The 24,872-nt window shown below is 58.5% G+C and carries 20 protein-coding genes; 10 read left to right on the forward strand and 10 right to left on the reverse strand.

Annotation, left to right across the window (positions count from 1 at the left end):
• Window positions 1-207: 207 nt before the first annotated feature.
• Window positions 208-2,292 (reverse strand): hypothetical protein, encoded by a 2,085-nt coding sequence (locus tag AB4N85_RS09615; protein WP_252867691.1) that lies wholly within the window; start codon window positions 2,290-2,292, stop codon window positions 208-210.
• 105 nt (window positions 2,293-2,397) lie between these two features.
• Complete coding sequence (locus AB4N85_RS09620; RefSeq protein WP_252867692.1) at window positions 2,398-3,243, reverse strand: hypothetical protein; 846 nt, start codon at window positions 3,241-3,243, stop codon at window positions 2,398-2,400.
• A gap of 237 nt (window positions 3,244-3,480) precedes the next feature.
• On the opposite strand from AB4N85_RS09620, the gene AB4N85_RS09625 reads away from it, so the two are divergent.
• The 5 genes from AB4N85_RS09625 (at window position 3,481) to AB4N85_RS09645 (ending at window position 8,774) form a co-directional block, all read left to right on the forward strand.
• Window positions 3,481-4,509 (forward strand): LacI family DNA-binding transcriptional regulator, encoded by a 1,029-nt coding sequence (locus AB4N85_RS09625; protein WP_290127810.1) that lies wholly within the window; start codon window positions 3,481-3,483, stop codon window positions 4,507-4,509.
• Between the two features lie 150 nt (window positions 4,510-4,659).
• Window positions 4,660-5,442, forward strand: coding sequence for a sugar phosphate isomerase/epimerase family protein (locus AB4N85_RS09630; protein ID WP_041480194.1), 783 nt, complete (start codon window positions 4,660-4,662; stop codon window positions 5,440-5,442).
• Window positions 5,435-6,442 (forward strand): sugar kinase, encoded by a 1,008-nt coding sequence (locus AB4N85_RS09635; protein ID WP_236169073.1) that lies wholly within the window; start codon window positions 5,435-5,437, stop codon window positions 6,440-6,442. Before AB4N85_RS09630 ends, AB4N85_RS09635 begins: the two co-directional genes overlap by 8 nt.
• Window positions 6,443-6,499: 57 nt before the next feature.
• On the forward strand, window positions 6,500-7,798 hold the full coding sequence (locus AB4N85_RS09640) for an MFS transporter (protein WP_041480189.1): 1,299 nt from the start codon (window positions 6,500-6,502) through the stop codon (window positions 7,796-7,798).
• A gap of 13 nt (window positions 7,799-7,811) precedes the next feature.
• Window positions 7,812-8,774 carry a 2-hydroxyacid dehydrogenase gene (locus AB4N85_RS09645; protein WP_236169074.1) on the forward strand — a complete coding sequence of 321 codons (963 nt, stop codon included), beginning with the start codon at window positions 7,812-7,814 and terminating at the stop codon, window positions 8,772-8,774.
• A 149-nt stretch (window positions 8,775-8,923) separates the two neighbouring features.
• Here AB4N85_RS09645 and AB4N85_RS09650 read toward each other — a convergent pair whose 3' ends face one another.
• From AB4N85_RS09650 to AB4N85_RS09665, 4 genes are all read right to left on the reverse strand, one after another.
• Window positions 8,924-10,111, reverse strand: a complete 1,188-nt coding sequence (locus AB4N85_RS09650; RefSeq protein ID WP_252867693.1) for a pyridoxal phosphate-dependent aminotransferase — start codon at window positions 10,109-10,111, stop codon at window positions 8,924-8,926.
• 41 nt (window positions 10,112-10,152) lie between these two features.
• A complete protein-coding gene (locus AB4N85_RS09655) occupies window positions 10,153-11,778 on the reverse strand; it encodes a methyl-accepting chemotaxis protein (protein WP_236169076.1) in 1,626 nt (541 codons plus the stop codon).
• Between the two features lie 305 nt (window positions 11,779-12,083).
• Window positions 12,084-13,223: a glycerate kinase gene (locus AB4N85_RS09660; RefSeq protein WP_236169077.1), complete on the reverse strand. Its 1,140-nt coding sequence runs from the start codon at window positions 13,221-13,223 to the stop codon at window positions 12,084-12,086.
• A 238-nt stretch (window positions 13,224-13,461) separates the two neighbouring features.
• Window positions 13,462-14,583 carry a sugar diacid recognition domain-containing protein gene (locus AB4N85_RS09665; protein WP_150635138.1) on the reverse strand — a complete coding sequence of 374 codons (1,122 nt, stop codon included), beginning with the start codon at window positions 14,581-14,583 and terminating at the stop codon, window positions 13,462-13,464.
• Window positions 14,584-14,754: 171 nt separating this feature from the next.
• Here AB4N85_RS09665 and AB4N85_RS09670 point away from each other — a divergent pair, with 171 nt between their 5' ends.
• Both AB4N85_RS09670 and rarD read left to right on the forward strand, forming a co-directional pair.
• The gene (locus AB4N85_RS09670) at window positions 14,755-16,065 is read left to right on the forward strand and encodes an MFS transporter (protein ID WP_039762752.1); all 1,311 of its coding nucleotides are present in this window, start codon (window positions 14,755-14,757) and stop codon (window positions 16,063-16,065) included.
• A gap of 288 nt (window positions 16,066-16,353) precedes the next feature.
• Window positions 16,354-17,235, forward strand: a complete 882-nt coding sequence (gene rarD, locus AB4N85_RS09675) for an EamA family transporter RarD (protein WP_252867695.1) — start codon at window positions 16,354-16,356, stop codon at window positions 17,233-17,235.
• A 173-nt stretch (window positions 17,236-17,408) separates the two neighbouring features.
• Here the strand turns inward: rarD and hppD are convergent, their stop codons facing one another.
• Window positions 17,409-18,485, reverse strand: a complete 1,077-nt coding sequence (gene hppD / locus AB4N85_RS09680) for a 4-hydroxyphenylpyruvate dioxygenase (protein ID WP_016774910.1) — start codon at window positions 18,483-18,485, stop codon at window positions 17,409-17,411.
• A gap of 351 nt (window positions 18,486-18,836) precedes the next feature.
• On the opposite strand from hppD, the gene AB4N85_RS09685 reads away from it, so the two are divergent.
• Together AB4N85_RS09685 and AB4N85_RS09690 are read left to right on the forward strand one after the other, a co-directional pair.
• Window positions 18,837-20,372, forward strand: coding sequence for an EAL domain-containing protein (locus AB4N85_RS09685; RefSeq protein WP_252867696.1), 1,536 nt, complete (start codon window positions 18,837-18,839; stop codon window positions 20,370-20,372).
• A gap of 227 nt (window positions 20,373-20,599) precedes the next feature.
• Window positions 20,600-20,965 (forward strand): histone-like nucleoid-structuring protein, MvaT/MvaU family, encoded by a 366-nt coding sequence (locus tag AB4N85_RS09690; protein WP_041480175.1) that lies wholly within the window; start codon window positions 20,600-20,602, stop codon window positions 20,963-20,965.
• 215 nt (window positions 20,966-21,180) lie between these two features.
• On the opposite strand, the gene AB4N85_RS09695 is transcribed toward AB4N85_RS09690, so the two are convergent.
• Window positions 21,181-21,699, reverse strand: a complete 519-nt coding sequence (locus AB4N85_RS09695) for a DUF4946 domain-containing protein (RefSeq protein WP_236169079.1) — start codon at window positions 21,697-21,699, stop codon at window positions 21,181-21,183.
• A gap of 137 nt (window positions 21,700-21,836) precedes the next feature.
• Here AB4N85_RS09695 and gloA point away from each other — a divergent pair, with 137 nt between their 5' ends.
• Window positions 21,837-22,358, forward strand: a complete 522-nt coding sequence (gene gloA, locus AB4N85_RS09700; protein ID WP_039762746.1) for a lactoylglutathione lyase — start codon at window positions 21,837-21,839, stop codon at window positions 22,356-22,358.
• Between the two features lie 251 nt (window positions 22,359-22,609).
• Here gloA and ahpF read toward each other — a convergent pair whose 3' ends face one another.
• Window positions 22,610-24,172 (reverse strand): alkyl hydroperoxide reductase subunit F, encoded by a 1,563-nt coding sequence (ahpF, locus tag AB4N85_RS09705; protein ID WP_252867697.1) that lies wholly within the window; start codon window positions 24,170-24,172, stop codon window positions 22,610-22,612.
• A 124-nt stretch (window positions 24,173-24,296) separates the two neighbouring features.
• Complete coding sequence (ahpC, locus tag AB4N85_RS09710; protein WP_016774916.1) at window positions 24,297-24,860, reverse strand: alkyl hydroperoxide reductase subunit C; 564 nt, start codon at window positions 24,858-24,860, stop codon at window positions 24,297-24,299.
• Window positions 24,861-24,872 lie beyond the last annotated feature (12 nt).

Below are 24,872 nucleotides of genomic sequence, written 5' to 3' on the forward strand. Positions count from 1 at the left end.
TTCAGGCGTACATATTCCATCAGACGACCTTTGTAGGCGACGCCGGAGAATACCTGCTAGTCTGGACTTTCTCTGTAGGACTAATCCTCTTAGTAGGTGGGCTTAATCGCCCACTCGCGACATTTCGAGATATTTCTTGCTTCCCCAATTAAATTGCATTGCCTGAAGAGGTTGGCTCTCCGGCAATGCAATGATCGCGAATGCCGTTTATGGAGCAGGCGCAGGATCCCAGCCCGGTTCCGATTCGCAGTACAAGAAGTCAGCATTGAGCAGGTAGACAATCATTTCCTGAACTTCTGACGTGGTTACAATTGGCGTCGAATACCAGATTTTTACATAACCTGCGTAAAAGTCGGTCGGATCAGGCGTGGTAGCAGGTGGACGAGGAAGATTACGAATAAAAGGTGCGTATGGCACTTCCCAAAGCATCCCCTCCGTTAACTCGAGCGAAGTGATCGCACGAGTATCGGAAAAAACCGTATCCGGCGGTGCGTCTATGGTGTATTTATCGTCATGCCAGCCTTGCCAATTGAATGTGATATTCATCCCATCGGTGAAATGATCATTAGGTTTGATCTTGAACGTCGCAACGTGATCATCCCCCGTCAAGCTCTCGCAAATAATGTATGGGTCTTCGGTGCCATCTGTAGGTGGGCGTTGGAATTCCGGCTTATCGAGAACGATGACTACAGTATTGACAGTAACCGTCTCTTTTGCTGAATCCTGAGTATTATTCCGAGCAGGGTTTTCATATGTCCACCAAGCCTCTTTAAGCCCGATACCACCCGGACCGACAACGGTATATGGCAAATCTATCTGAACGACATTATTGATATTCGACTGAGTCATTTGAATGGAATTAACGATAATTTCGCCTTGATCCCCAAGATACTTCAGGGTAACCAGATCGCCCGGTTCGGGATCGGGAAACGACGTCCCGGCGGTGACAGGCGAGACATCGATGTGAGCCTTGGCTGTCTGATCGACATCCTGAGGGCCCAGTAAGTTATCCGTGACAGGTGGCTGTCCGCGGACGATCAGTTTCCGGAATTCGGGATTAACCTCAGGGGGCGGGGTCGTCGGGTCGACGGTATAAGGCGGATGCGTCGAGAAATCTGTTTTTACAGTTGTTGTTCCATCGTCGATGGATAAGCCGCCACGCATCAAGTCAGCTTTGACGACCACGTCCAATTCGAAATTCGTACCCGTCTGGTTATCAAAGTATTGTTTGCTCAGACTCGACCAAGGAATGGTGAACTCCAGCTCCGTGAGTGCGTTGAATGGCAGATCCTGGGCTGGTTGAGCGCCGTATGTCAGGCTCACTACGTCGGTGCCGATTGTATCTACCAACCGGCTGACTTTTACCTTCACACCTGCACGCGCATCTTTTAAATCGATCAGACCATCTTCGTTTGCCGGGACGGTAATGACGCCCAGTTTGGGCAGTGGCAGAAAACGCACGTTTTTGAAATACACGCCCCATGCGCTCTGGTTGCCAGCAGCGTCAGTAATGATGAACCAGATGAAGGCCCGGCCGCTCGTTACCTTGCGTAGCTCTGCGGTCGGGATGGACAGCTTGCCATCGGTGGGCATCGGTCCGTTGAAAAAAGGGGGCACCTGCGGAGGGTTGGTACGTGTACCTGCCACGTACAGGGTCAACGTGTCATCCGGCTGAACGTTGGCGTAGCCTGTATCAATTTGTACCTGCAATCCCCCTTCGTTACCTGGCTGACCCGCCCATGTGTCATCCAGATCCCCGGGGGCATTTGGAAACGTGGCTGGCGGAATTGTTCTGGCGCCTGGAACCTGTCCTGGATTTGTACCTGTTTGTGCAGGTTTCGCTTGCCAGGCACCAGTACGGTCGATAAAAAACTTCATCACAGGACCGGTCAGCGGGTTGAGCCCCCGCTCATACAGCACGCTACGCACCCAGATCGGCGTCGGCCCCACCGGGGTTGCATCCTCACCCAGAAATTCGGTAGGCACTGTGATCGGAAAATCTACAGGACGGCTGGCCACGTCGCCGAGGTTTACCCTGTTTAACCGCGTGAAGTCTGTCGGCAGCGGATTGGCAGGAGGCTGGGTTCGCGTAACGTCAAGGGCGATCTGATCTCTGCTGTTAGGATTCGACCACACATTGGTCTTGACCATAAGTGTCAGCGCGGCGCCCACAGGTATCGCAGCTATCGGAATGATGTCCTTGTTCGTGCCGCGCCCGTCTGGCAATTCGGGGGTAGGTGCGACCAGAACGCCCAAGGGTGTGCCTGACTCCGCAGTTTGAATACTTGTCATGTGCCTTCTCCATTGCGTAGAAAATGTTTTTTGATCCATGCATCTTCGACAATGGCGAATGTCGCCAACTGCAGTCGTAATATCGCTGCTACTGTTGCGGCCTGATCACTTCATCCAACTTGCATCCGAGCAATACTTGCTTTCTCCCGGAATTTTCCTGTCTACCTTCACCAGCCCGGTAAACGAGCGAAAGATAGGTACACCGTCGCGCAATAGTTGGTAATTAACTAAGGCCGAATCGTTTTCCTCCATGGGTTCTATATGTGAAGCAAAGGGCTTGATTACAATCTTCACTGGCTCCTTGGTCACAACATCTGTCACAACCTCAGTAAAGTTAAACACCTGTGTCAAAGGGTTTCCCGACCCGTTTAAAGAATCCCATGCCTGCCAATCCAGGCTGAGGACATCCGCAAGCTGAAACAAGTCATCGAAAGGAATTTCGATACGTACCCCTTCCCAGATAAACAAGGCTTCCGGATCGCCGGGATGGTTCTTGTAACATCCGATATATCCCCAAGCATCCGCATCGGGAAAAGTAACCTCCTTCAAAAGTTGCGGCGGCTTAACTATCGCAAAAGTCAGGCGTCGTGAAGGTGACGTAGTAGGGTTGATCGAACGTACTGTGTAGAAAAGCTCAAACGTAGCCACATCCGGAAGTTTCTCGGGAGCTACTGGAATACGAAACTCCGGCGCATCGTCCGCGGCCCCATACTCGCCAAAGGCGACGAAATCAGGGTTACCAACAATGAAAATTTCAACACGATCTTTATTCACGCCTGAAACAGGAAAGTTCGGCCAGCGGTCAATAATACAAACGATGCCCACCTGTTTTGCGTCCGGCGGCAATGTTCCGGCCGGGTCAAGCGGATCGACGCCTTCCACTCGTGGCAGGCTCAGAAGCACGCCGGGATTCAATGGATCGCTGGAGGTAATCGGCGTTTCGATCGGCATGGAATTTCTCACTGGCTGGTCATCTAGGCCTGAAAGAAATTAAGCGCTGGTATTGGAAAGATGCCTACTGTCAGATCTGACAGGTAAAGCAACCGTTTGTCGGAAATCCATTTTGCCGTGACTGCTTCCGCTGCATTTGAAGGTTGACGGCTCAAGGTCAGATAGTGTCTTCTGAAACCGGTTTCAGCGGTATCCATGCCGTTAAAACGCTACATTTCAAAAATAAGGTCTGACCCATTGAACGACTTCTCCGCCGCCCAGCGCAGCCGCGTGACCATGCTTGATGTTGCCGAACGCGCTGGTGTATCCAAGGCCAGCGTCTCGCGCTTCATTGGCGACGACCGCGCGCTGCTCTCCGATGCCATTGCCCGGCGCATCGAGCAGGCGATTGATGAACTCGGTTACCGCCCCAACCAAATGGCCCGCGGCCTGAAACGCGGACGCACTCGGCTGATCGGCATGCTCGTCGCCGATATCCGTAACCCCTATTCGATTGCCGTGATGCACGGGGTGGAAACTGCCTGCCGTGCACACGGCTACAGCCTGGTGGTGTGCAACACCGACCGCGATGACGAGCAGGAACGCCAGCATCTGGCGCTGTTGCGCTCGTACAACATCGAAGGGCTGATCGTGAACACGCTGGGCCATCACCGTGACGAATTGCACGAGCTGCGCCGCGAGATGCCTATGGTGTTGGTGGATCGCAAGGTCGACGGGCTCGACAGCGACATGGTCGGGTTGAACAACTCGCAAGCAGTAGAGATGGCGCTCGCGCACCTTGAGCAGCGCGGATATCGGGATTTATTGCTGGTAACCGAACCGTTTGATGGCACCAGTTCGCGGATCGAACGGGTCAGCAGTTTTCAAGCGCAGATTGCCCAACGCTCGGCCCTGACCGGGGCGGTGCTGGAAACCGGCGATGATCTGAAGGCGCAACTTCAAACTTTTTTAAACACCCACGTTGACGGTCCGAAAGCACTGTTTTGCGCCAATGGCGTGGCGGCGCTGGCGGCGACTCACGCGTTGCGCGCACTCGGTGTGCGCTTGTTCGAGGATGTCGGGCTGATTGCTCTGGATGATCTGGATTGGTATCCGCTGGTGGGCAGCGGGATTACCGCGCTGGCACAGCCGACGCAAGAGATAGGCGCGCGGGCGTTTGAGTGTCTGCTCAAGCGCTTGCGCGGGGATGATGAGGTGGCGCGAATTGTGGATTTTGCGCCGGTGCTGATTGAGCGGGGTTCGACCCGAGGGATTGGCGGCGTCTGATCTGGCGCTTTCGCGAGCGGGCTCGCTCCCACAGGTGACCGTGTTGCAAATGTGCGGGCGAGCCTGCTCGCCAAAGGGCCTGCAAAAACACTACAGAATCACCTGATTTTTTTTGAACAAAAATGAAACCGGTTTCAGAGGTCAATAACAATGAATAAACCCGCCGTTTCCATCAGTCTGTCCAGCTACGGTGCCGAGCTCGTGCGCCAGCGTGGGCAGGATTGTTTTATCGACATCCTCGCGGCAGCCGGGGCGAATCGCATCGAGTGGCGTGAAGAGCTGCTGACCCGTGAAGACCCGGCGCAACTGGCTCAGGCTACCCAGGCGCAGGGCCTGCAAAGCATTTACTCCTCACCCACCGAACTCTGGCTCGCAGGGCAAGCGCAGCCAAATCCCGAACTGATTACCGCGCTGCAGCAGGCCCAGGCATTTGGCTCGAAATGGCTGAAAGTGTCCCTCGGTTATTTCACCGACAACTCTGACTTGCAGGCACTGGCCGAGCGACTCAAGCAAAGCCCGGTGCAACTGCTGGTGGAGAACGACCAGACCTTGCACGGCGGACGTATCGAACCGTTCCAGCGTTTCTTTACCGCCGTCGAGCAACACAACCTGCCGATCAAGATGACCTTCGACATTGGCAACTGGCACTGGCAGGACCAGTCCGCCGCCAGCGCCGCACGCGCGCTCGGCCGTCACGTCGGTTATGTGCATTGCAAAGCCGTTGCGCGCCGCGCCGACGGCAAACTGGTTGCCGTACCACCCGCCATCAGCGACCTGCATCTGTGGGAACAACTGCTGCGACACATGGACCAAGGCGTTATGCGCGCCGCCGAGTACCCGCTGCAAGGCGATGATCTGGTGCAACTGACCCGCGAACACGTCGCCGCCCTCGCCCGCCTCGGTCAATCGCGCCTGGAGCCAGCTCATGTCTGAGATCGATATTCTTTCTTTCGGTGAAACCATGGCAATGCTCGTCGCCGAGCAGACCGGCGATCTGGCCAAGGTCGAGCAGTTTCACAAACGGATTGCCGGGGCCGACAGCAACGTCGCGATCGGCTTGTCGCGCCTGGGTTTCAACGTCGTGTGGCTGAGCCGGGTCGGTAACGATTCGCTCGGACGCTTTGTGGTCGAGACGCTGATCAAGGAAGGTCTGGATTGCAGCCACGTCGAAGTCGATAAAAACCAGCCAACGGGTTTCCAGTTCAAATCGCGCAACGACGATGGCAGCGACCCGCAGGTCGAATATTTCCGGCGCGGTTCGGCGGCCAGTCATTTGTCGCCGCACTCCATCAGCGACAACCTGCTGAGCGCCCGTCACTTGCACGCCACCGGTATTCCGCCGGCGCTGTCAGGTACCAGCCGGGAAATGTCCTTCGAGCTGATGACCCGGATGCGCAACGCCGGGCGCAGCGTGTCATTCGACCCGAATCTGCGCCCGAGCCTGTGGGCCAGCGAGGGCGAGATGATCCGCCAGATCAACCGCCTCGCCGCCCTTGCCCACTGGGTCCTGCCGGGGTTGAGTGAAGGTCGCTTGCTCACCGGTTTCGACGACCCGGCCGACATTGCTGCGTTCTATCTGGATCAGGGCGCCGAGGCCGTGGCGATCAAGCTCGGGCCTGCGGGTGCTTATTACCGCACGCAGCTGGATCAGGGTTTCGTTGCCGGCGTGCCGGTGAGCAACGTGGTCGATACCGTGGGTGCCGGAGATGGCTTTGCGGTCGGCATGATCAGCGCCCTGCTCGAGCACCAGAGTTTTGCCGAGGCCGTGCAGCGGGCGAACTGGATTGGCAGTCGCGCGGTGCAGAGTCGCGGGGATATGGAGGGGTTGCCTTCTCGCTTGGAGTTGACCGCTGAATTCGCGAGCAGGCTCGCTCCCACAGGGGAACGCATTTCACATGTAGGAGCGAGCCTGCTCGCGAAGAGGCCCGCCTGATTACCGCAAATCAATGAACCTGCTGCGACAAAAACAACAAGCTCAGGAGTCACACCGATGAAAACCGCTACCCTCGCCACCCGCCGCTGGTGGTACATCATGCCGATTGTGTTCATCACATACAGCCTGGCCTATCTTGATCGCGCCAACTACGGTTTTGCCGCCGCGTCGGGCATGGCCGAAGACCTGATGATTACACCGGGTCTGTCCTCGCTGCTTGGTGCGCTGTTCTTTCTCGGTTACTTTTTCTTCCAGGTTCCCGGCGCGATCTACGCGCAAAAGCACAGCGTCAAGAAGCTGATTTTCGTCAGCCTGATCCTCTGGGGTGGTCTGGCCACGTTGACCGGCGTGGTGTCCAACGCCTATTGGCTGATCGTCATTCGCTTCATGCTCGGCGTGGTCGAAGCGGCGGTGATGCCGGCGATGCTGGTGTATCTGTGCCATTGGTTCACCCGTGCCGAACGTTCGCGGGCCAACACCTTTCTGATCCTCGGTAACCCGGTGACGATGCTGTGGATGTCGGTGGTGTCGGGCTATCTGGTGCAGCATTTCAGCTGGCGCTGGATGTTCATCATTGAAGGTCTGCCGGCGGTGCTGTGGGCGTTTATCTGGTGGCGTCTGGCCGACGACCGCCCGGCCCAGGCCAAGTGGCTCAATGAGCAGGAAAAGCACGATCTGGAAAGCGCCCTCGCTGCTGAGCAGGTCGGGATCAAGGCGGTGAAGAACTACGCCGAGGCGTTCCGTTCGCCGAAGGTGATCATCCTGGCGCTGCAGTTTTTCTGCTGGAGCATCGGCGTCTACGGTTTCGTTTTGTGGCTGCCATCGATCCTCAAGGCCGGCGCGCAGATGGACATGATCGAGGCTGGCTGGCTGTCGGCGCTGCCGTATCTGGCGGCGGTGATCGGCATGCTCGCGGTGTCGTGGGGTTCGGACAAATTGCAGAAGCGCAAACGCTTCGTCTGGCCGCCGCTGCTGATCGCCTCCATCGCGTTCTACGGCTCTTATGCCTTGGGCGCCGAACACTTCTGGTGGTCGTACACGCTGCTGGTCATTGCCGGCGCCTGCATGTACGCGCCATACGGGCCGTTCTTCGCCATCGTCCCGGAGATCCTGCCGGCGAACGTCGCTGGCGGCGCCATGGCGCTGATCAACAGCATGGGCGCGCTCGGTTCTTTTGGCGGCTCATATCTGGTCGGTTATCTGAACAGCTCGACCGGTTCGCCCGGCGCTTCCTATCTGCTGATGAGCGGCGCGCTGTTGCTGTCGGTGGTACTGACGATTTTCCTCAAGCCCGGCGCCAGTGATCGCGTCGTCGCCAAAGCCGTCGCCACGCCGCGTGTGCCGGCGCATTCCTGAAAGGACTTTTGCCATGAAAAAACAGGTCGTGCTGTACAAGAAACTTTCGCCCGCGCTGATGGCGCGCCTGCAAGAGCAATTTGACGTAACGCTGATCGAAAGCCTCGACGCCGACGGCCTCATGCAGATGCGCGATGCCCTGCCCCGCGCCCACGGCTTGCTCGGCGCCAGCCTGAAACTGGATGCGGCGTTGCTGGATCTGGCGCCGCAGCTGGAGGCGATTGCCAGCGTCTCGGTGGGTGTCGACAACTACGACATCGAGTATCTGAATCGGCGCAAGATTCTGCTGACCAACACCCCCGACGTGCTCACCGAAACCACCGCCGACACCGGTTTCGCCCTGATCCTCGCTGCCGCGCGGCGTGTGGTTGAACTGGCGAACATGGTCCGTGGCGGGCAGTGGAGCCGCAACATCGGCCCGGCGCATTTCGGCACCGATGTGCATGGCAAAACGCTGGGCATCATCGGCATGGGCCGCATCGGCGAGGCCCTGGCCCAGCGCGGGCATTTCGGTTTCGGCATGCCGGTGATCTATCACAGCCAGTCGCGCAAACCGGCGGTCGAGGAGCGTTTCGACGCACAGTATCGCAGCCTGGAAGAGTTGCTCCAGCAGGCCGATTTCATTTGCCTGACTTTGCCTCTGACGGCGCAGACCGAACGTTTGATCGGCGCCGAGCAATTTGCGTTGATGCGGCCGGAGAGCATCTTCATCAATATCTCGCGGGGCAAGGTGGTCGATGAGGCGGCGATGATCGAGGCGTTGCGCAACCAGCGCATTCGCGCGGCGGGACTGGATGTGTTCGAGCGCGAGCCGTTGAATCATGACTCGCCGTTGTTGCAGTTGAGCAACGTGGTGGCGACGCCGCACATGGGCTCGGCGACCCATGAAACCCGGGAAGCAATGGCGCGCTGTGCGGTGGAGAATCTGTTGGCGGCGTTGAATGGACAGCGGCCGGCGAATCTGGTGAATCCTTGATGCTGATCGTTCCCACGCTCAGCGTGGGAATGCAGCCCGGGACGCTCCGCGTCCCTTCCGAAAGTTGGAACGCGGAGCGTCCCTAGAGGCATTCCCACGCGGAGCGTGGGAACGATCAGCAAGGCGCCGGTTCAGGCAATGCAAGACCCTCAGGCACTGCGCGCCTGCAACAGCTGCACCGCACACAACGCAATCCGCGCGCAGGCATCCGCCAGTTTGACCCGATCCACCACCAGCCCGATGCGAATATGCCCCGCCGCGCTCGGCCCGAACGCTTCACCGGCCAACACTGATACCCCGTAACCTTCCAGCAAGCGCTCGGCAAATGCCTGGGCGCCGAGGCCAGTCTGGCGCACATCGACCATCACGAACATGCCGCCATCCGGGCGAATCGGCTGCAACCCAGGGCAACCGTGCAAACGCTCGCACACCAGATCGCGCCGCAAGCGGTATTCCTCGCGCATCTGAGAGACTTCCGGCAGATCACTTTGCAGCGCTACTTGCGCGGCCTTCTGTACAAAATCCGGCAGACCGAAGAGCATGCTCAGCGACAGATTCACCAGATGCTCGGCCAAGGCATTCGGGCCGATCATCCAGCCGATACGCCAACCGGTCATCGCATGGGATTTCGACAGACTGTTGATCGTCGCGGTGCGCTCGGCCATGCCCGGCAGGCTCGCCGGGCTGATGTGCTCGCCTTCATATAACAGCTCGCTGTACACCTCATCGCTGATCAACCACAGATCATGACGAATGCACAGCGCTGCCAGCTCCTGCCAGATCAGCAAGGGCAAACTCGCGCCGCTGGGATTGTTCGGACTGTTGAGCAGCATGGCGCGCGTTCGCGGGGTAATGCGCTCGGCAACATCGGCCGGGTCGACACGGAAACCGTTCTCCGGGCGCACCGGCACCGCAATCACCTTGGCACCGCAGGCGCCAAACACACCTTCGTAAGTGACGTACATCGGCTCGGCGACGATCACTTCATCGCCCGGATCGAGCAGGCACTGCGCCACCGAGTACACCGCGCATTGTGCGCCGGGCAGGACAATCACCTGATCAGGATCAACCCGTTGACCACTGCGCTGGCGATGACGCTCGGCAATCAGCCTGCGCAGCTCGAATCGACCACGCACGTCGGCGTAATGGGTATCGCCGGCCAACAGGCTATCGATCGCGCCATGGACGATCGGCAACGGCGTATCGAAATCCGGATCGCCGACGCTCAACAACAAAACATCAACGCCCTCGGCGCGCAGTTCCAGCGCTCGGTCGTGAATCTGCCAGGCAGCGGCACCCTCCCCGGCGATTCGTTGGGTCAAGGCTGAATAGCGCATGTACGTCTCCTGTTAGCGCGGTTTCCAGCCTTCACCGTATCTCAAATCACGAAACGCGCCACCATGGCGTTCAAATCCACTGCCAGTCGCGACAGTTCGTGGGTCGCGGCACTGGTCTGATTGGCGCCGGCGGCCGATTGCGTGGCGAGGTCGCGGATGTTGACCAGGTTGCGATCGACCTCACGGGAGACTTGCGCCTGCTCTTCCGACGCGCTGGCGATGACCAGGTTGCGTTCGTTGATCTGGTGAATCGATTGCGTGATCTGCTCCAGTGCCACGCCAGCCGCGCGGGCCATTTCCAGAGTGGACTGGGTACGCTGGTTGCTTTGCTGCATCGAGGAGACCGCTTCACCGGTGCCGTTCTGGATGCCGGCAACCATTTTCTCGATTTCCTGGGTCGACTGCGCGGTGCGATGGGCCAAGGCGCGCACTTCGTCAGCCACCACGGCAAAGCCACGGCCAGCCTCGCCGGCACGCGCGGCTTCAATCGCAGCGTTGAGCGCCAGCAAGTTGGTCTGCTCGGCGATGGCGCGAATCACGTCCAGCACTTTGCCGATGTCGCGCCCTTGCGCGGCGAGGCCTTCGATCATCTGCGCAGTGTTCTGCACGTCGTGGGTCATGGTCTGGATCGCGTCGACGGTTTTCACCACCTGATCACGACCTTCGCGGGCGGCGTGGGTCGACTGGTTTGACGCTTCGGAAGTCGACACGGCGTTGCGCGCCACCTCTTCCACCGCAGCGGTCATCTCGTTGACGGCCGTGGCGGCCTGTTCGATTTCATTGTTCTGCTGCTGCAGCCCGCGCGACGCTTCTTCAGTGACGGCGCTGAGTTCTTCGGCAGCGGCGCCCAGTTGCGTCGCGGAACCGGCGATCTGCTCGATGGTCTTGCGCAGGTTGGACTGCATCGCCGCCAGGGCTTCGAGCAGGCGCGCCGGTTCATCCTTGCCGTCGACTTCGATGGCTTTGCTGAGGTCACCGCCAGCAATGGTTTGCGCAGCGAGCACGGCGCGGTTGAGCGGCGTGACGATGCTGCGGGTCAGCAACCAGGCGAGCAACACGGTGGCCAGCGCCGCAATCACGGCGACGATAATGATCCCGGTGATGGCGCTGTCATAGTTTTCACCGGCCTTAATGGCCGCCGCTCTGGCCCCGGCGGTATTCATGCCGATCAGCTTGTTTAGCTGCTCGCCCATCTGATCGGTGCCTTCCTTGATGCGCGTGTTGATCAACGCGCGCATCGCTTCCAGATCGCCTTGGCGCGACAGCTCAAGCATCCGGTTCTGGGCTTGCAGGTAGTTATCGAGGGTGGTCGAAAACGTCTGGAAAACTGCGTGCTCTTCAGGACCTGCCGGCAACGCAGCGTAGCTGGCCTGAGCTTTGCGCACCTTGTCGACCAGCACCGCGATGCGGGTTTCTGCCTCTTGCAGGCTGGCCGGTTCGCGATTGACCAGCACACGGAACGAGAGAATGCGCATGCGCAGGACGTTTTCCGTGACCACGCTGAGGTGGGTCACGCTTGGCAATTGGTTGGTGTCCATGTCGACCGACGCCTGACGAATGACCGTCATGCGGCTGACCGCGAACACGCCGAGGACAATCACCAACAAGGCGATAAAGGCAAAACCGAGGAAAGCACGTGGCGCGATATTCAGGTTACGCAGGGACATGGTCGGACTCTCGAAAGAAAGAAACTACGAGCGTCCATGCCGTGAGCACTGGCCCATAGCGGGCGACAGTCCGGCGGCACTGAATTGTGGTTTTGTGTGCGCCTGACCGTTGTATCGGCCAGGCTTAAGGAAGGTTTCGGGTCTGCGGTAAATATTTTTCAGGACGTGGCAACAATCAAAAACTGCTCCGCTGCCCTTGGTAGGAGCTGTCGAGTGCAACGAGGCTGCGATCTTTTGATCCTGCTTTTAAAAGTCAAAAGATCGCAGCCTCGTTGCACTCGACAGCTCCTACATAGGCAAGCCGATCAGCGTTGGGCGGCGAGTTGCCAGACCCGAGCAATATCGGTGGCGCGTTCACGCAGCAGGCGCGGAGCTTCGGCGCAGGCTTGTTCGAGCGTCATCGGTCCGCTGGTCACGGCGAAAGCGGCGTCGATGCCGTGTTGATAGAGCTCCTGATAGCCCTCGCCCAAGGTCCCGGCAATCACGATCACCGGCACAGCGTGTCGTTTGGCAACTCGCGCAACACCGAACGGCGTTTTGCCGCGAAGGGTTTGCGCATCGAAGCGGCCTTCTCCGGTAATCACCAGATCCGCACCCTTGACCGCGTCAGCGAGCCCGACCAGTTCCGCTACCACCTCGACGCCCGCCTGAAACTGCGCACCGAGAAAAGCCTTGGCGGCAAACCCCAGACCACCCGCCGCGCCGCTGCCCGGTTCATCGCGCACGTCCCTGCCCAATGCTTGCGCGCAAAGCTCGGCGAAGTGCCCCAGCGCCTGATCGAGCTGCTCAACCTGCGCAGGCGATGCGCCCTTCTGCGGGCCGAAAATGGCCGAGGCGCCGTGGGGGCCGCAGAGCGGATTGTTGACATCAGCGGCGATGTCGAAACGCACATCGGCCAGACGTCGATCAAGCCCACTCAGGTCCAATCGCGCCAGTTGCGCCAAGGCCAGGCCGCCGGGCACCAGCGACTGATTCTGCGCATCCAGCAACTTCACCCCCAGCGCCTGCATCGCCCCGGCGCCGGCGTCATTGGTCGCGCTGCCGCCAATCGCCAGAATCACCCGTTGCGCGCCGGCATCCAGCGCTGCACGAATCAATTCACCTGTGCCAAAGGTGCTGCTGATGCAGGCATCGCGCTGTCCCGGCGGGACCAGTTGCAGACCGCTGGCCTCGGCCATTTCGATGATCGCGGTGTGGTTGTGCGGCAGCCAGCCCCATGCGGCTTCGACCGGCGCGCCCAGTGGACCGCGCACGCGGGTGCGGCGTAACTCACCTTCGCAGGCTGCGAGAATCGACTCGACCGTACCTTCGCCGCCATCGGCCATCGGGCATTTGATCAGCGTCGCCTGCGGCCAGACCTGGGCCAGTCCGAGGGCAATGGCTTCGGCAACGCCTTGGGCACTCAGGCTGTCCTTGAACGAGTCGGGGGCGATGACGATTTTCATGGGAATTCTCCGGTTGCAGTGGCGTTCATGCTGCCAGCGGTCGTGAGCGTTGACGCCAGTCGGGTGCACAAGTGGCGTCGACGTTTATTGTTCATTTCCACAAAAGATATGTGTTGGTCGTACCGGCCTCATCGCTGGCAAGCCAGCTCCCACAGGGTTCTGCGGTGGCTATGGAAGTTATGAACGCCTTCTGACCTGTGGGAGCTGGCTTGCCAGCGATGGCGGCCTCAAGGACAACTCATGGCAATGGATCAGTCTGCGGCAGCAGCTGCACCCCAAGATACAACGCCAGCATCCCGTCCAGCTTCAACGGATCAACCCCGCTCAACTCGGCAATCCGCTCCATGCGATAACGCAGACTATTGCGATGAATGCCCAACGCCTCAGCGCAGGCCTGACTCTGCCCGTCGTGCTCGCACCAACTGCGCAGGGTCGCCAGCAACTGGCCGTTGCTGTCCTTGGCGATGACCTGGCGCAGCGGCTTGAGCAGTTCGTCCAGCGCATCATCGTTGCGATGACGCCACAGCATGACCGGCAAGCGATAACGATTGAGCGTCAGCAGTCTCGAATTCGGCAGCACGTCACGACCATAAGCGAGCAAATCGCCGACTCGTCGGTAACAGCGACGCAACCCTGCCAGACCATCCGCCTGCCCGCCGACGGCGATGCGCAAAATCTTCCAGCCGAGGCCATCGAGTTTTTCCAGCAGGCGATCATGCTCGACGTTCTGGCTCGCCGGGCGACACCACAACAACGAAGACTTCGCCGAACTCACGCACCAACTGTCCGGATAACGCGAGGTCAGCCACGCACTCAGTGCCTCGACGGTTTGCCCTGGGCCGTGCTCGAGCCCCAGTTCAAACAGATACGGCACCCGGGTCAATTGCGGCTTGAGCCCAAGCTGCTGCGCCTCATCGATCAGACGCGGCGAATCCCCCGCTTCGCTCAGCAGCAACGCCAGCAGATCATCGCAACGCTGCCGTCGCCATTGTTGCTCGGCCTGCTGGTTGCGCTGGCCGACCAGCATTTCAGCGGTCATGCGCACCAGCTCGGCGTAGGTGCGCAATTGCTCCGGCTCGCCGGTGATGCCGAGCACGCCGATCAAGCGCTGATCGAGCAGCAGCGGCAGATTGATCCCCGGTTGCACACCTTTGAGATGCACCGCCGTCTGCGCGTCGATTTCCACCACACGCCCGTTGGCCAGCACCAGTTGCGCGCCTTCATGACGGGTGTTGATGCGCTCCGGTTCGCCGCTGCCGAGGATCAGGCCCTGACTGTCCATGACGTTGACGTTGTACGGCAAAATGGCCATGGCCCGGTCGACGATGTCCTGGGCAAGGTCGTGATCGAGTTCGAACATAGCGGCGGCAATCCTTCAGTTCAGGCACGAACGGTTGTTCAGCCGCACAGGGTCTGGCGGCAAACCCTGTGCTCAGGCACAAAGACAATCCGGCCAAAGGTGGCCGAGACTCTCAGGGCGATCAACGTTACCCTTTGCATCGCAAAAAATCATAATAAAGAGAGAGCCGCTATGTCGCAGAGCGCCGCAGCTACCCAGACCATCGACGACGGTAAAAACGCCGTCTACAAACGCATCACCCTGCGTTTGATTCCCTTCATTTTCATCTGCTATCTGTTCAACTACCTCGACCGGGTCAACGTCGGCTTCGCCAAACTGCAGATGCTCGACGCACTGAAATTCAGCGAAACGGTGTACGGCCTCGGCGCCGGCATCTTCTTCATCGGTTATGTGCTGTGCGGCGTGCCGAGCAACCTGGCACTGACCCGCTTCGGTCCTCGGCGCTGGATTGCCTTGATGATGATCACCTGGGGCACGCTGTCGACCTGCCTGTTGTTCGTCACCACCCCGACCGAGTTCTACACCCTGCGCTTTTTCACCGGTGCCGCTGAAGCCGGTTTCTTCCCGGGCGTCGTGCTGTATCTCTCGCAGTGGTTCCCGACCTTCCGCCGTGGCCGGATCATGGCGTTGTTCATGTCGGCAATCCCGGTCTCCGGTTTGCTCGGCAGCCCGTTTTCCGGCTGGATTCTCAACCACTTCGCCGCCGGCCAGGGTGGCCTGGCCGGCTGGCAGTGGATGTTCCTCCTGCAAGGCATTCCGACGGTGATCCTCGGTGCGCTGGCGTATTTCCTGTTGAGCGACAGCTTCGCCAATGCCAAATGGCTGACCGCCCATGAACGTTCCGTGCTCGAAGCCGACCACGCCGAAGACCTCGCCAACAAACCGAAAACCGCCACCGACTCGCTGCTTGCGGTGTTCAAGAACCCAGCGATCTGGGCCTTCGGCCTGATCTATTTCTGCATCCAGAGCGGCGTGTATGCGATCAACTTCTGGCTGCCGTCGATCATCAAGAACCTCGGCTTCAGCGATAACCTGGTGATCGGCTGGCTGAGTGCGATTCCGTATCTGCTCGCAGCGGTGTTCATGCTGGTCGTCGGGCGTTCGGCGGACTTGCGCAAGGAGCGCCGCTGGCACTTGGTGGTGCCGATGCTGATGGGCGCTGTCGGGCTGGTGATCGCAGTGAATTTCGCGGCCAATCCGGCGATTGCGATTCTCGGCCTGACCATCGCGACCATGGGCGCACTGACCGGCCTGCCGATGTTCTGGCCGGTGCCGACCGCCATGCTGAGCGCGGGCGCAGCGGCTGGTGGGCTGGCGCTGATCAACTCGATGGGGCAGATGGCCGGGTTCCTCAGCCCGTACCTGGTGGGTTGGGTCAAGGACAGCACGGGTTCGACGGATGCAGCGTTGTACGTGCTGGCGGCGGTGATCGTCGGCGGGAGTCTGCTGGCGTTGCGGATGACTCGGACGTTGCGGGCCTAATCAGACGCGCAGATCAAAAGATCGCAGCCTTCGGCAGCTCCTACTCTGGAATGCGTTCCCTGTAGGAGCTGCCGAAGGCTGCGATCTTTTGCGTTTAAGCGATGCAATCATGCATAGCGCCAGCCGACGCAACATCTATGCTGAATCTGCCGGCCTCTTCGCGAGCAGGCTCGCTTCCACAGGATTTGTGGCTCCTGGATGTGGGAAATAATGAGCATCCGCTCAATATTCAGCACAAAAACCACGTATCCTGCGCGCCCCGTTCAACCATCACGTCGCGAGGACAGTTTGTCTAAAGGTATCGCTCTATCGGTTTCAGCCTCCGTGCTGTTTGCCGTCATGTATTACTACACGTCGCTGCTGACCCCTCTGAGCGGCGTGGAAATCTTCGGCTGGCGCATGCTTCTGACCGTGCCGTGCATGACGGTGTTCATGCTTGTTTCCGGGGAATGGCGGCGGGTGCTGGAGCTGTTCCGATTGATGGCCGCCAGGCCGAAGCTGATCGCCGGGCTGCTGGTTTCTTCCGCCCTGCTCGGGGTTCAGCTGTGGCTGTTCATGTGGGCACCGCTCAATGATTACAGCCTGGATGTATCACTGGGCTATTTCCTGTTGCCACTGGCGATGGTGCTGACCGGGCGGATTGCCTATGGCGAGAGCCTTTCTTACCTGCAGAAAATCGCGGTATTTTTCGCCAGTCTTGGCGTGTTGAACGAGCTGTATCAGGTTGGCGGATTTTCCTGGGCGACGCTGGTGGTCGTGGTCGGTTATCCGCTGTATTTCGTGCTACGCAAATACCTGCAAACCGACAACCTCGGTGGCCTGTGGGTCGACATGACCCTGATGCTGCCGGTCGCCTACTGGTTTGTGCAGGGCGGCGAACAGGGTCTGGCCGTGTTCGATCAATATCCGGGACTGATGTGGCTGATTCCACTGCTCGGCCTGATCAGTGCGTCCGCGCTGGTGGTGTATATCATCGCCAGCCGCTTGCTGCCGTTCAGTCTGTTTGGGTTGTTGAGTTATGTCGAACCGGTGCTGTTGCTCGCGGTGGCATTGTTGCTGGGAGAGAGCATCAAGTCAGGCGAGTGGCTGACTTACATCCCGATCTGGCTGGCGGTTGTGGTGCTGGTGTTCGAGGGCTTCAAACACTTGACGCGCCAACGCCGCTCTTGAATGCAACACAAGACAAATGTGGGAGCGAGCCTGCTCGCGAAGTCGTCAGACCAGTCAACATGACTGTTGAATGAAAGTCCGCATTCGCGAGCAGGCTCGCTCCCTCAGGTTTTGTATGAAGCAAAAAAATCCCGGCCCTGCATTTCTGCAGGCCGGGATTTTTTCATTTCAGATTACTCGGTGGTCAACACACCACGACGCACCTGGTCACGCTCGATCGATTCGAACAGGGCCTTGAAGTTGCCCTCGCCGAAGCCATCGTCGCCCTTGCGCTGGATGAATTCGAAGAACACCGGCCCCATCAGGGTCTCCGAGAAAATCTGCAGCAGCAGACGCTTGTCGCCCTGCTCCGATGCGCCATCGAGCAGGATGCCGCGCGATTGCAGCTGATCGACCGGCTCGCCGTGATTCGGCAGGCGACCTTCGAGCATTTCGTAGTAGGTATCCGGCGGCGCGGTCATGAAGCGCATGCCGATTTTCTTCAGTTGATCCCAGGTCTTGATCAGGTCGTCGGTGAGGAACGCGACGTGCTGGATACCCTCACCGTTGAACTGCATCAGGAACTCTTCGATCTGCCCGGCGCCCTTGGACGACTCTTCGTTGAGCGGAATGCGGATCATGCCATCCGGTGCGGTCATGGCCTTCGAGGTCAGGCCGGTGTACTCGCCTTTGATGTCGAAGTAACGGATTTCACGGAAGTTGAACAGCTTCTCGTAGAAGTTCGCCCAATAGGCCATGCGACCGCGATAAACGTTGTGGGTCAGGTGGTCGATGATCTTCAGGCCAGCGCCAACCGGGTTGCGATCAACACCTTCGATGAACACGAAGTCGATGTCGTAGATCGAGCTGCCTTCACCGAAACGGTCGATCAGGTACAGCGGCGCGCCGCCAATGCCTTTGATTGCCGGCAGGTTCAGTTCCATCGGACCGGTCTCGATGTGAATCGGCTGAGCGCCGAGTTCGAGTGCGCGGGAATAGGCCTTCTGCGAATCCTTCACGCGAAACGCCATGCCGCAAACGGACGGGCCGTGTTCGGCGGCGAAGTACGAGGCGACGCTGTTGGGTTCGTTATTGAGGATCAGGTTGATCGCGCCCTGACGGTAGAGGTGCACGTTCTTGGAACGGTGGGTCGCGACTTTGGTGAAGCCCATAATCTCGAAGATCGGCTCCAGTGTGCCAGGGGTCGGCGCTGCGAACTCGATGAATTCAAAGCCCATCAGGCCCATTGGGTTTTCGTATAAATCTGCCATGGTGACGCCTCATCATTTCTTATCAATTAACCAGGGTTATTTGTCAGGAAAGTGATGTGGAGGGCGGCGCGCAGGAGATGCCACGCACGCTGCGCGCGAGGAAGTCTCCGTAGATCAGTTGAAACCCGAATATCTTCATTGTCGACCCAAGGCTCTTGCGGGCGAGGCTTCTGCTGCCAGAAGACGATTATTATTGTATGCGTAACCCGATTCTACACAGCGTAACCAGGCCTGTCTGCCCTCTGTATAAAATCCGCTTTTTTACCTACGGCGCAAGCGCCATCTGCCATCTATTCTCCTCTCTGGCTCAATTGTTTATCGGGTCAGATTTCTAAACCACAGGATGTGTCCATGCCACTGACCCACCGATCCCGCCGCAAACGCAGCACCCGAATCGCCGTGACTTTGCTCAGCGGTCTGCTGCCAATCGTGCTGGGCAGTGGGATTCTTTATATGCAGGCAAAACGAACGCTGGAGCAAAGTGCCGGGGAAACGGCCGAACAAGCGTTGCAACAGTTCGATCTGATGCTCGACAACACGGGAGAAGCCGCTCGGGTTCTGCTGCCTCTGGCCGGGAAAAATTGCGAAGACGTGAAACTGGCCCTGCGCGAACAAGTGACCCGCCGCCCCTTCGTGCGCTCGACCAATCTGGTCTGGGACAACACGCTCTACTGCAGCTCACTGTTCGGGCAGTTCAAGGAAGCGGTCAATGCCGGGGACTATCATCAAGGCAAACTGTGGTTGATGAACGGCAATCCCGTCACCCCCGACACGGCATTGTTGATCTACCGCCTCAGCGACGGTCGTGGCGGCGCGCTGACCACGCTTGATGGTTATCACCTGAGCAACATCCTGCGCCTGATCGGCCGCCAGACATTACTGATGTTGCAGGTGGGCGATAACTGGCTGTCCGCCGACGGCAGAGTGCATCAAGGGCCCCTGCCCGCTTTGCCGGTCGCGCATAGCATGCTCGAATCCGAACGATACGGTTTCAACGTGTCGGCGGGTTTTCCCGAAGGAGAAACCTGGCGTTACATGGCGGCCAATTATCCGCCGTTGTTCAGCCTGCTGATATTTTTCGGCGTGATCTCGGGCGCCATCGGCCATGTCGTGCAGAAACGCTCGAACTCGCCCAGTCACGAAATGCTTCGCGCACTCGAGGCCGGGGAATTCATTCCTTACTTCCAGCCGGTGGTTCACGGTGACAGCAAGCAGTGGTCCGGCGCTGAAGTGCTGATGCGCTGGAATCACCCGAAAGAGGGCCTCGTACGCCCGGATCTGTTCATTCCATTTGCCGAGCATTCAGGCTTGATCGTGCCGATGACCCGCGCGCTGATGCAACAGACTGCCGCCCTGCTGGGACCGCATTCTGCGGTCTTCGCCAAACCTTTCCATATCGGCATCAACATCACTGCCAGCCATTGCAAGGATCTGGAACTGGTCGAAGACTGTCGCGACCTCCTGGCGGCGTTTGCGCCCGGCAGCGTCGAGCTGGTGCTGGAATTGACGGAGCGCGAGCTGATCGAACCGAACGACATGACCCTGCAACTGTTTGAGCAATTGCACGCACTTGGAGTGAAAATCGCGATCGACGATTTTGGTACAGGCCACTCAAGCCTCGGCTACTTGCGCGCCTTCAAGGTCGACTTTCTCAAGATCGATCAGAGCTTTGTCGCCATGATCGGCATCGATGCGCTATCACGGCATATTCTCGACTCCATCATTGAACTGTCGGCAAAGCTGGATCTGGCCATTGTTGCCGAAGGTGTCGAGACACAGGCCCAAGCCGATTACCTGACGGAGCATCAGGTGGATTTCATGCAAGGTTATTTGTTTGCCAAACCGATGCCGGCAGCAGATTTCATCAGCGCATTAAGTGATCGTTAACTCATTAGCATAGCCCGTCCAACAACCGCACCAAATTGATACAAAAAGTCATTGTTGTTACATGGCGACAACATCAGGATTTACTCTTGTCGCATTAACTACTACAATTTTTTCAACCTGAGCCAGACTGACAGGTGAGCCAATTATCACCGAGTCGCTTCCAGGCTCTTGGCTTATAGCTTTGTTTGCGGTTGGTATCAGCCAAACACACTATTGGAGTAAAGATATTGTCCAGACTCGCTGAATTTCGCGCAGCTGAAAAGGCCCTTCAGGAACAGCTCAAACAGCTGGAGTCACTGAAGAATGACGCCGGGCTCAAGAAAGAAATCGAATTCGAAGAAAAGCTCCAGGGACTGATGAAAACCTATGGCAAAGGCCTGAAAGACATCATCGCCATCCTCGACCCGAACCCGGCGAAGTCCGGTCTGCAGGCTGCCCCAGCGCCGAAGACCCGCCGCGCCCGCGTCGTCAAGGTTTACCAGAACCCGCACACTGGCGAGCTGATCGAAACCAAGGGCGGCAACCATCGCGGCCTGAAAGCCTGGAAAGAACAGTACGGTGCGGCCACCGTGGATTCATGGTTGCGCGGTTAATCTGACGCCAACAAAAAGCCCTGCGCGATGCAGGGCTTTTTTATTGACAATATCTAACAAATGAAATGATTTTCATCGAACAAGTTAGAAAAATGTGTAACGTTACTGAGTCATCACGCTAAACATTTTGCTGCGCGATGTTGCTGCAAACGATGAATCAAACTTTGTGCTTAATCCTTTCCGGCATTCAAAACACCGCGAGTTAGTACGGACGTTTATAATTTCAGGCTGTTACGTGCCGCCTCTATGTCGTCGGCGCTCGCCTTATAAACCTCAGCCTGACCGGCATATGAAAGTACATAAGCCTTGTCTGTTTCCACGGCAGCCACCAGCGTTTGTGATAATACGTGCCGGCCGTTCTCGGTGATCGTGCAGGTCGTCTCCAACCCGGTCAATGATCCGAGCGCAGCCGGATGGATTCGGTTGCAGACGCTCTGATAACCACTGCGGAAGAAATCCTTCTGGATGGACTTGCGCATCTCCAGCAACACGCCTTGCAAATTGACCTGATGCCCCGCCTCCACTTGCGTCATGGTCAACTCCATCACCATCACCTGATTGCCGTCGGCATCGAGCTTCACCGCCCTTTGCCGCGAGACTGGCGGCGCGGTATCCGGCAACATTTCAACCTTCCAGCCCGCCGGCCAGGTGATGCTCGGTTCGGCCATGGCCGGGAAAACCACGGCCAATGACAAAGCAAAAAAAACAAACACGGATTTGAACAGTCGGATCATTGCCGGACGCACTCGAAGGTAGAGAGCAAAGTCTGAGCCCCGCCCTCGCGCAGGGCAAGCCCGCCTTGCATTTGGCGATGCCGGCCGGCATGCGTATCATTGCGCCCATTCACTCGCCCATTGTTATTGGAGGGCCCATGAGCCTCAACGAACTGAACACTTTCCCCGGCGTGACCGCCACGCCAGACAGCGCAACCCGCAACTTCGTGTTCAACCACACCATGCTGCGCGTGAAGGACATCACCAAGTCGCTGGATTTCTACACCCGCGTCCTGGGTTTCTCGCTGGTCGAGAAGCGTGATTTTCCGGAAGCCGAATTCAGCCTGTACTTCCTTGCGCTGGTCGATAAAGCGCAGATCCCGGCCGATGCTGCTGCGCGTACCGAATGGATGAAATCGATCCCGGGCATTCTCGAATTGACCCACAACCACGGCACCGAAAACGATGCCGACTTCGCCTATCACAATGGCAACACCGATCCGCGTGGCTTTGGTCACATCTGCATTTCGGTGCCGGACATCGTCGCAGCGTGTGCACGCTTTGAAGAGCTGGGTTGCGATTTCCAGAAGCGCCTGACCGACGGCCGGATGAAGAGCCTGGCGTTCATCAAGGACCCGGATGGCTACTGGGTCGAGATCATTCAGCCTGCGCCGCTGTAAAAGCTGAAAGCCCCTCACCCTAGCCCTCTCCCAGAGGGAGAGGGGACTGATTGCGGGATGTTGGAGAATTACGCCGACTTGAACGATTGGCGGTGAATCCATAATCGACCGGCTCTCTCAGGTCGATGGATGACTTCAGACACCTCACCCCAGCCCTCTCCCTCGGGAGAGGGCTGGGGTGAGGGGTGGCTTTCCACGCGCAATAAAAAACCCATGATCGCTCATGGGTTTTTTCGTTTTCGACCTGGCAGTTACGCCGGGGCCGAAGTCCGGATCAGGTGATCGAACGCACTCAGCGAAGCCTTGGCGCCCTCGCCCACTGCAATCACGATCTGCTTGTACGGCACAGTCGTCACGTCACCCGCTGCAAAGATCCCCGCAATGGAAGTCTCGCCACGATTATCGACAATGATCTCGCCACGCGGCGACAGCTCGATGGTGCCCTTCAGCCAATCGGTGTTCGGCAGCAGACCGATTTGCACGAAAATGCCTTCCAGCTCAACCGTGCGCAGTACATCGGTAGTGCGGTCCTTGTAGCGCAGGCCGTTGACCTTCTCGCCATTGCCGGTGACTTCAGTGGTTTGCGCACTGGTGATCACGGTAACGTTCGGCAGGCTGTGCAGCTTGCGTTGCAGCACGGCGTCGGCGCGCAGTTGCACGTCGAATTCCAGCAGCGTTACGTGCGCCACGATACCGGCCAGATCGATCGCCGCTTCAACGCCGGAGTTACCGCCGCCGATCACCGCTACGCGCTTGCCCTTGAACAGCGGGCCGTCGCAGTGCGGGCAGTACGCCACGCCTTTGTTGCGGTATTCCTGCTCGCCCGGAACGTTCATTTCGCGCCAGCGTGCGCCGGTCGCGAGAATCACGCTCCTGGCTTTCAGGGTTGCACCGCTGGCGAAGTGGACTTCATGCAGCTCGCCATTCTTGCCCGGGATCAGCTTGTCAGCGCGTTGCAGATTCATGATGTCGACGTCGTACTGCTTGACGTGTTCTTCCAGCGCCGTGGCCAGTTTCGGCCCTTCGGTTTCCTGCACGGAAATGAAGTTCTCGATGGCCATGGTATCCAGCACCTGACCGCCGAAGCGCTCAGCCGCGACACCGGTGCGGATGCCTTTACGTGCGGCGTAGATAGCGGCCGAAGCACCCGCCGGGCCACCGCCGACGACCAGCACGTCAAAGGCTTCTTTGGCGCTGATCTTCTCGGCCTGACGCTCAATCGCGCCGGTGTCGAGTTTGGCAAGGATTTCCTCCAGGCCCATGCGGCCCTGGCCGAAGTTTTCGCCATTGAGGTAGATGCTCGGCACAGCCATGATCTTGCGATCGTTGACTTCGTCCTGGAACAGCGCGCCGTCGATGGCGACGTGGCGGATGTTCGGGTTGAGCACGGCCATCAGGTTCAGCGCCTGAACGACGTCCGGGCAATTCTGGCAAGACAGCGAGAAGTAAGTCTCGAAGCTGAACTCGCCTTTGAGCGAGCGGATCTGCTCGATCACTTCAACGCTGGCCTTCGACGGGTGGCCACCGACTTGCAGCAGAGCCAACACCAGCGAGGTGAATTCGTGGCCCATTGGAATGCCGGCGAAACGCAGACTGATGTCGGCTCCAGGGCGATTGATCGAGAACGATGGCTTGCGGGCATCGTCACCGCTGTCGATCAGGGTAATTAGGCTCGAAAGACTGGCAACGTCTTTCAGCAGGTCCAGCATTTCACGGGATTTCGCACCGTCGTCGAGGGATGCAACGATCTCGATCGGTTGGGTGACCCGTTCCAGGTACGATTTCAACTGGGCTTTAAGATTGGCGTCCAACATACGGGCGATTTCCTTTATTTGAGGCGAAAAAAAGCCCGAGCGAATCTCGCCCGGGCATTTTTATTGGGCGGTGCAGCTAACTTAAGAAGGTGCGGCGTGCCGCCCTGCGTTGCATGTCACAGACTTAGATCTTGCCGACCAGGTCCAGCGACGGAGCCAGAGTGGCCTCGCCTTCTTTCCACTTGGCCGGGCAAACTTCGCCTGGGTGTGCAGCGACGTACTGAGCAGCCTTGATCTTGCGCAGCAGCTCGGAAGCGTCACGGCCAACGCCGCCATCGTTCAGTTCAACGATTTTGATCTGGCCTTCAGGGTTGATCACGAAGGTGCCACGGTCAGCCAGACCAGCTTCTTCGATCAGCACGTCGAAGTTGCGGGAGATGACGTGGGTAGGGTCGCCGATCATGGTGTATTCGATTTTGCCGATGGCTGGCGAAGTGTTGTGCCAGGCAGCGTGAGCAAAGTGGGTGTCGGTCGAAACGCTGTAGATTTCCACGCCCAGCTTCTTGAACTCAGCGTAGTTGTCAGCCAGGTCTTCCAGCTCGGTTGGGCACACGAAGGTGAAGTCGGCTGGGTAGAAGAACACTACGGACCACTTGCCTTTCAAGTCAGCATCCGAGACTTGAACGAAGTCGCCGTTTTTGAACGCGGTAGCTTTGAACGGTTTTACTTGGCTGTTGATGATAGGCATCGATGACTCTCC

The organism is Pseudomonas sp. H1_G08 (assembly GCF_054681355.1).